The sequence below is a fragment of the Williamsia sp. 1135 genome (assembly GCF_002095395.1).
Lineage (GTDB): Bacteria > Actinomycetota > Actinomycetes > Mycobacteriales > Mycobacteriaceae > Williamsia.
In genome coordinates this window covers 1-5,235 of the sequence record NZ_MJEI01000023.1, presented here as the reverse complement: position 1 = coordinate 5,235, position 5,235 = coordinate 1, and the positions used below count along the sequence as shown (strand labels likewise).

Genomic DNA, 5,235 nt, shown 5'->3' with positions numbered 1-5,235 from the left:
CCCCCAAATCGTGGAGGACTCCTCTATGCGGCTTCGGGCTCCGCGACTGCAGCGTTCTCGTAGTCGATGGGGCTGACCATCCCAATCGTGGAGTGCCGGCGGACGTGGTTGTAGAAGCCGTAACACCAGTCAAGCACACCGGCCTTGGCTCCGGCAAGAGTCTCGAAATCGTTGCGTGACAGTACCTCCCACTCCAGGGAAGAGAAGAACGCTTCGGCAGCGGCATTGTCGAAGCATGACCCGACGCGGCCCATCGACTGACGGAGTCCCATCCGACGGCACAGCTTGGTGAACTTGTTGGAGGTGTACGTCGACCCGCGGTCACTGTGGAAGATGACCCGTTCGGACTCCTCGTCACGCCTTATGGCCTGCTTACCGCCTCGGGTGGCCACCGCCATCTCGATTGCTGCACACGCGAGCGGTGCGTCTGGATGCACGCTGGTGGCCGCACCCAGCAATCGGCGGCTGTAGAGGTCGATCACGGTCGCCAGATACAACTTCCCGGCCGCAGTCGGGATCTCGGTGATATCGCCGACCCACTTCTCGTTCGGACGCGTCGCGGTGAAGTTCCGGCGCACCAGATCCGGGAACTTCGGTGCCGTCTTGTCCTGCCGGGTCAGCCCGTTTCGGCGACGGATCCGGCGTGCCACCAAACCCTGCCGGCGCATCGAATCCGCGACCGTCTTCTCGCTCACTGTCCACCCGTCCTCACGCAGGTCCACGTGCAGCCGCGGGGAACCATGCAAGCCCCGCAATGTCATGAACTTGACCTTGACTGCGCGGTCTACCGTGTCGCGCCGATAGTCACGCGCGGTATGCAATCCTGTTGCTGCACCCGGCTTTTGAGAACGCTTGAACCACTTGTAGAACCACGCCATACTCACGCCAAGCAGCGCGCACGTGACCGTATGTGGCACTCGATAGGTGGTCCTCTGCTCTGCGATGAAGCGGGCCAGCATCACTTCGTCGCCTCCTTCACCCACAGGACCACCGATCGTTTTAAAACATCGCGCTCCATCCGCAACTCGGCCACCTCGGCACGCAACCGCTTGAGCTCGGCAGCACTATCGCCGCTCGCCTCATCCTCGCCGCCGCGCTCGGCGCGCGCACGGTTGACCCAGTTGCCCAGGGTGCCCTCGTTGACCCCCAGATCGCGCGCGACCTGGGCGATCGGTTTACCCGTCTCCTCGACGATCCGGACCGCCCCATCACGGAACTCCCGGTCGTACTTCTTCCGCTTCTCAGACATCGTGCTCCTCATTATCGATGCCTCTACGGTTTGGGGGGAACCTCAGGGTCACGAGAAACCAGACCTCCCGCAACTGGGAACCTTTGTCGCCCAACGCCGGCGGGCGCGTTCTCTCACACAGTCCGACCTCGCGCATATCACCGGCTACAGCAACACCTACGTCTCGCATATCGAACAAGGGCAACAGAAACGTCCCTCGAAAGACGTGTTGGATCAGCTGTCCCAGGCACTGCAACTGAACCCGACAGATGCTCGCCACCTCTACAGACTTGCCGGGCTCTCACCGGCAACGCCCAAGACTCCGCCCGGCGAGATCACCCAAGACGACATCGACTACGTCGACATGCTCTCACCGCACCTGGCGGCGATACTCGACTCGAAATGGAATGTTATGCACGCCAATACCGACTACTACCGGATCTACCGCGGGCTCGAGACGGTGGGAAACGTCCTCTGCTGGTTCTTTCTCGTGCCCGACTCCCGTCGCATCATGCTCGAATGGGAAGCCGAAGCACGGCTGACGATCGGCTGGCTGCGCCACCTCATGGTCCTGCATCCCGGGGAGTACGACGAGGTGCTGACGAAGTGTTCCGTGAGCACACAGTTCCGCGCGTTCTGGAGCGACCAGGAGGTCTTCGAGGGGCGCCAGTCGTCGCAGATGCTGGTCAGAGACCTAGACCATGACGTCGACCTGACGTTGACCGCTCAGGTATGGCCCGACCCCACCCGACTTCATCTCCAGCTGTACCTCGGCATCACCGGGAAAGCAGCTCCGCAATAGCGGCATTCGCTTCGACAGGATGCGTCAGGCTCGCGGCATGCGGGGCTCCATCGATGATGGTCAATGTCGATTTGCCAGAGATGTCAGCGTGCAAGCGCTCGGCCTCGGACACCGGGATTGCCTGGTCTGCCGACCCGTGGATGATGGCGGCGGGGCACGTGATGTCCCCGAGTCGAGCGGTGATGTCGTCGCGGTTCAGGATGCAGTCAGCGGCATACCGGATCAGCTCCGGGTCGCGTCGCCGCCACCGCCCGACCCACTCCTCAACGAGCCCGGGCTCACCCACGATCTGCCGTGCCAAGGGCAGCGCCAGCTCGTCGGTCGGACCGTCAGCAAGCCACTGCTCGAACAGCGCCCCATATCCGGCCTTCTCTTCGGCCGAAGCGGCCACCGCTTGAGTGTCGATGAGACCGAGACGGTCCACTCGCGATGGTTCGGCCAGCGCCATCCGCAGCGCGACGTACCCGCCCTGCGACATCCCGACGACGGTTGCCGACTCGATACCGAGCGCATCCATCAGGGCGAACCCGTCCGCCGCCTGATCCCAGTATGTGAACGGAGCGAGATCCGCGGGCGACTCACCGTGCCCTCGCAGGTCCCAGCTGATCACCCTGTGGGTGTCCCGAAACGCTTTCGTTTGCGGCGCGAACATTGTTGCGTCCATGAAGAATCCGTGTGCGAAGAGGACCGCGGGACCGCTTCCCTCATCGAGATAATGGATCGATCGACCCGACGCGTCTATAGAAGGCATAGCAGCAAACATACGAGACTCTCGCCGAACCGCTGCACGTACGGCCGAACATCGGCGCGTGGTGCCGTCGTCTGCCCAACCAATTTGACCGCAAGAACAGGGCGCGGGAAGTCTTCCGCGGAGGCAGCCCAACGCCAGCGCGTTGCCGGCGATGTCACCAAACCGCGGTGATCATTCCTCGGCCAACCGCAACATAGGGACCAAGAATTGCCTGGCCACCATCGTGAGCTGCTCGGCGTCGTCGACATCTACGACCCGACTGCGGGCGGTCAGAAATGACGCGGAGATACGTACCATGACATCGGCGACCAGGTCCGTGTCGAGGTCTTCGGGTACCTTCCCAGCCTCTTGTTCACGGCGGAGCTGGCCTGCGACGAATTGACTGACGGCGCCGAGCATTCGGCCGTCGTCAGCGATCATCGACCCCGCGAGAAGCGTGGGTTCGGCGGCCATGAGTCCACCGATCAGGGGGTTCTCTCGAAAGGCTCGGAGCGAACTGACAAACCCCACCACCACGCGGTCCGCGGCCGTTTGGGCGTGCCTGATGTCAATGAGAAATTGATCGAAGTATCGCCGGAACTCCCGCAGGATGACCTGTTCCACCAGAGCATCTTTGGTGGCGAATCGGCGGTAGACCGTGACGCGCGACAGATCTGCACGGCGGGCGACATCCTCCATCGAAGAACGCTGAATTCCCATGCGGCAGAACTGCTCATACGCTGCGTCGAGTAGTCACATCTTCGTCCGATCGAAGCCCTCGTCGCGAGCTCGGGCGTCGCTGTAGGCGCGCTGAAGCAGAGACTGTGTGCTCGCCGATCCGAGTCGAGCGGACAAGGCATTCTCCACGGGCGCTCCAATTCCTTACTATGACCGGTTCATCAATTCTTAGGCACTTGTGACAGTCACCACAGGTATGGTAGCAATGAGACGAAGAAACGCACATCGTTTCATTGCTTCAGTTGGCGTGGTTGGACGGGGAGATCGAAATGGAAGATTTCAACAGGCGGAATATGCTCAAAGCCGGGGGTGTATTAGTACTACAGCCGTAGATCGGGTTCATTGTTGTTGTGACCTGCGTTGATAGTGGTGTTGTCGGGCTCGGTATTGGTGTTTTCGTCGCCAGAGTGACCAGCGGAGGGGGTCAGCGATGGCATGCAGTGGTGTGAGGACGAGGATCGTGAAGAGTTTGCGGAACTCGTTGACCGACAACCGGATCAGTCCAGGTTCTGAGGGTTGGGCCAGGCGTTCAGTGGCGGTATGCACGGCCAGGAAGGCGTGCGCAGCCATGACCAAGGTAATCCAGCGGTGCCAGGACGTCCACGTCCGCACTTGATGCTGATCCAGACCGGTCAGGCCTTTGCCGCTCTGGAACGATTCCTCGACCGTCCACCGCCGCCCGGCGACTCGGACGTACTGGTTCAGCGGCACCGGTGCCGGGCTGTAGCAGCGATAGAAGGCGAGCTCGCCGGAGCTATCGTTGCGCCGCACCAACACGTGACAGAGGCCAACATCGGGACGCTCGGTGGTCGCGATCAAGGCCCAGGAGTACCAGCGGTGTCCTTTGCTACCGGCGCCGGCAGACATCTTGTGCCAGGACCGCGGCGGTAGATTCTCAGCAAGGGCATCGACCCGGATCTTCCCGGCGGCTGTGGGGACCTGCCGATTGCATCCGACGGCCAGGACGTAGCCGATCTGTCTGTTGTGCAACGCTTTTCGTAGGTTCGGGTCTGCGCCGTACACTTCATCGCCAGCGACCCACGAGGCCGGAACGTCGGCGTCGAGGGCCGCCTCGACCAGCGTGGTTGCCAGGGCTGGTTTGGTAGCGAACTCGACCGTGTCAGGGACCCCGGCCTTGGTCCTTCGCTGCGGGTCGGTGGCCCAGGTGTGCTGCGGCAGGTACAGCGCTCGGTCGATCAGGGTGTGTCCGCGAGCGGCGGCGTAGGTCAGGTAGACCGCGACCTGACAGTTCTCCGTGCGTCCGGCGGTTCCGGTGTACTGGCGTTGTACCCCAACGGTGTTGGTGCCCTTCTTCAAGTCGCCGGTCTCATCAACGACAAGCACCGCATCAGGGTCGGCCAGGTGGTCGATGACATAGCTGCGAACGTCATCGCGGACCAGATCAGCGTCCCATTTAGCGCGGGACAGCAAGTGCTGCAGTCGGTCAGGGGTGCCATGGCCCGATAGTTCGGCGATAGTCCAGCAGTTCTTGGAACCTATATCGGCCAGCAAACCCAGCACCAGCGCACCGGCGTTGCGTCGTGCTTCGACCCGCGCGAACCGCGACGAGAACGACTCCAACAACCCATCCAGGCCCGCATGCCACCGCTCATGGTCTACCCTCAGTGCTGCGGTTGCCGCAGCTGATCTGGATGTCTTCACAAACTCGAGATCATGCCGCGGCAACCGCGCCTACCAGCGCAAACACGCCGAAACTACCTATCTACGGCTGTAGTA

General features: G+C 62.1%; 5 protein-coding genes and 1 pseudogene. 1 reads left to right on the top strand and 5 read right to left on the bottom strand.

Features of this window, described 5'->3' with window-relative positions:
- Window positions 1-23 precede the first annotated feature (23 nt).
- Together BFL43_RS00275 and BFL43_RS00270 are read right to left on the bottom strand one after the other, a co-directional pair.
- Window positions 24-962 (bottom strand): IS3 family transposase, encoded by a 939-nt coding sequence (locus tag BFL43_RS00275; protein WP_084889697.1) that lies wholly within the window; start codon window positions 960-962, stop codon window positions 24-26.
- Window positions 959-1,249 (bottom strand): transposase, encoded by a 291-nt coding sequence (locus tag BFL43_RS00270; RefSeq protein WP_084889699.1) that lies wholly within the window; start codon window positions 1,247-1,249, stop codon window positions 959-961. Before BFL43_RS00270 ends, BFL43_RS00275 begins: the two co-directional genes overlap by 4 nt.
- A 1-nt stretch (window position 1,250) precedes the next feature.
- Here BFL43_RS00270 and BFL43_RS00265 point away from each other — a divergent pair, with 1 nt between their 5' ends.
- On the top strand, window positions 1,251-2,030 hold the full coding sequence (locus BFL43_RS00265; protein WP_168176494.1) for a helix-turn-helix domain-containing protein: 780 nt from the start codon (window positions 1,251-1,253) through the stop codon (window positions 2,028-2,030).
- Here the strand turns inward: BFL43_RS00265 and BFL43_RS00260 are convergent.
- The 3 genes and pseudogenes from BFL43_RS00260 to BFL43_RS00250 form a co-directional block, all read right to left on the bottom strand.
- Window positions 2,005-2,781, bottom strand: a complete 777-nt coding sequence (locus BFL43_RS00260; RefSeq protein WP_168176493.1) for an alpha/beta hydrolase — start codon at window positions 2,779-2,781, stop codon at window positions 2,005-2,007. The two genes, BFL43_RS00265 and BFL43_RS00260, sit on opposite strands and share 26 nt — an antisense overlap.
- Before the next feature lie 171 nt (window positions 2,782-2,952).
- Window positions 2,953-3,501, bottom strand: a pseudogene (locus BFL43_RS00255) (TetR family transcriptional regulator); the annotation flags it as partial.
- A 336-nt stretch (window positions 3,502-3,837) separates the two neighbouring features.
- Window positions 3,838-5,079, bottom strand: coding sequence for an IS701 family transposase (locus BFL43_RS00250; protein WP_084889687.1), 1,242 nt, complete (start codon window positions 5,077-5,079; stop codon window positions 3,838-3,840).
- Window positions 5,080-5,235: the final 156 nt, after the last annotated feature.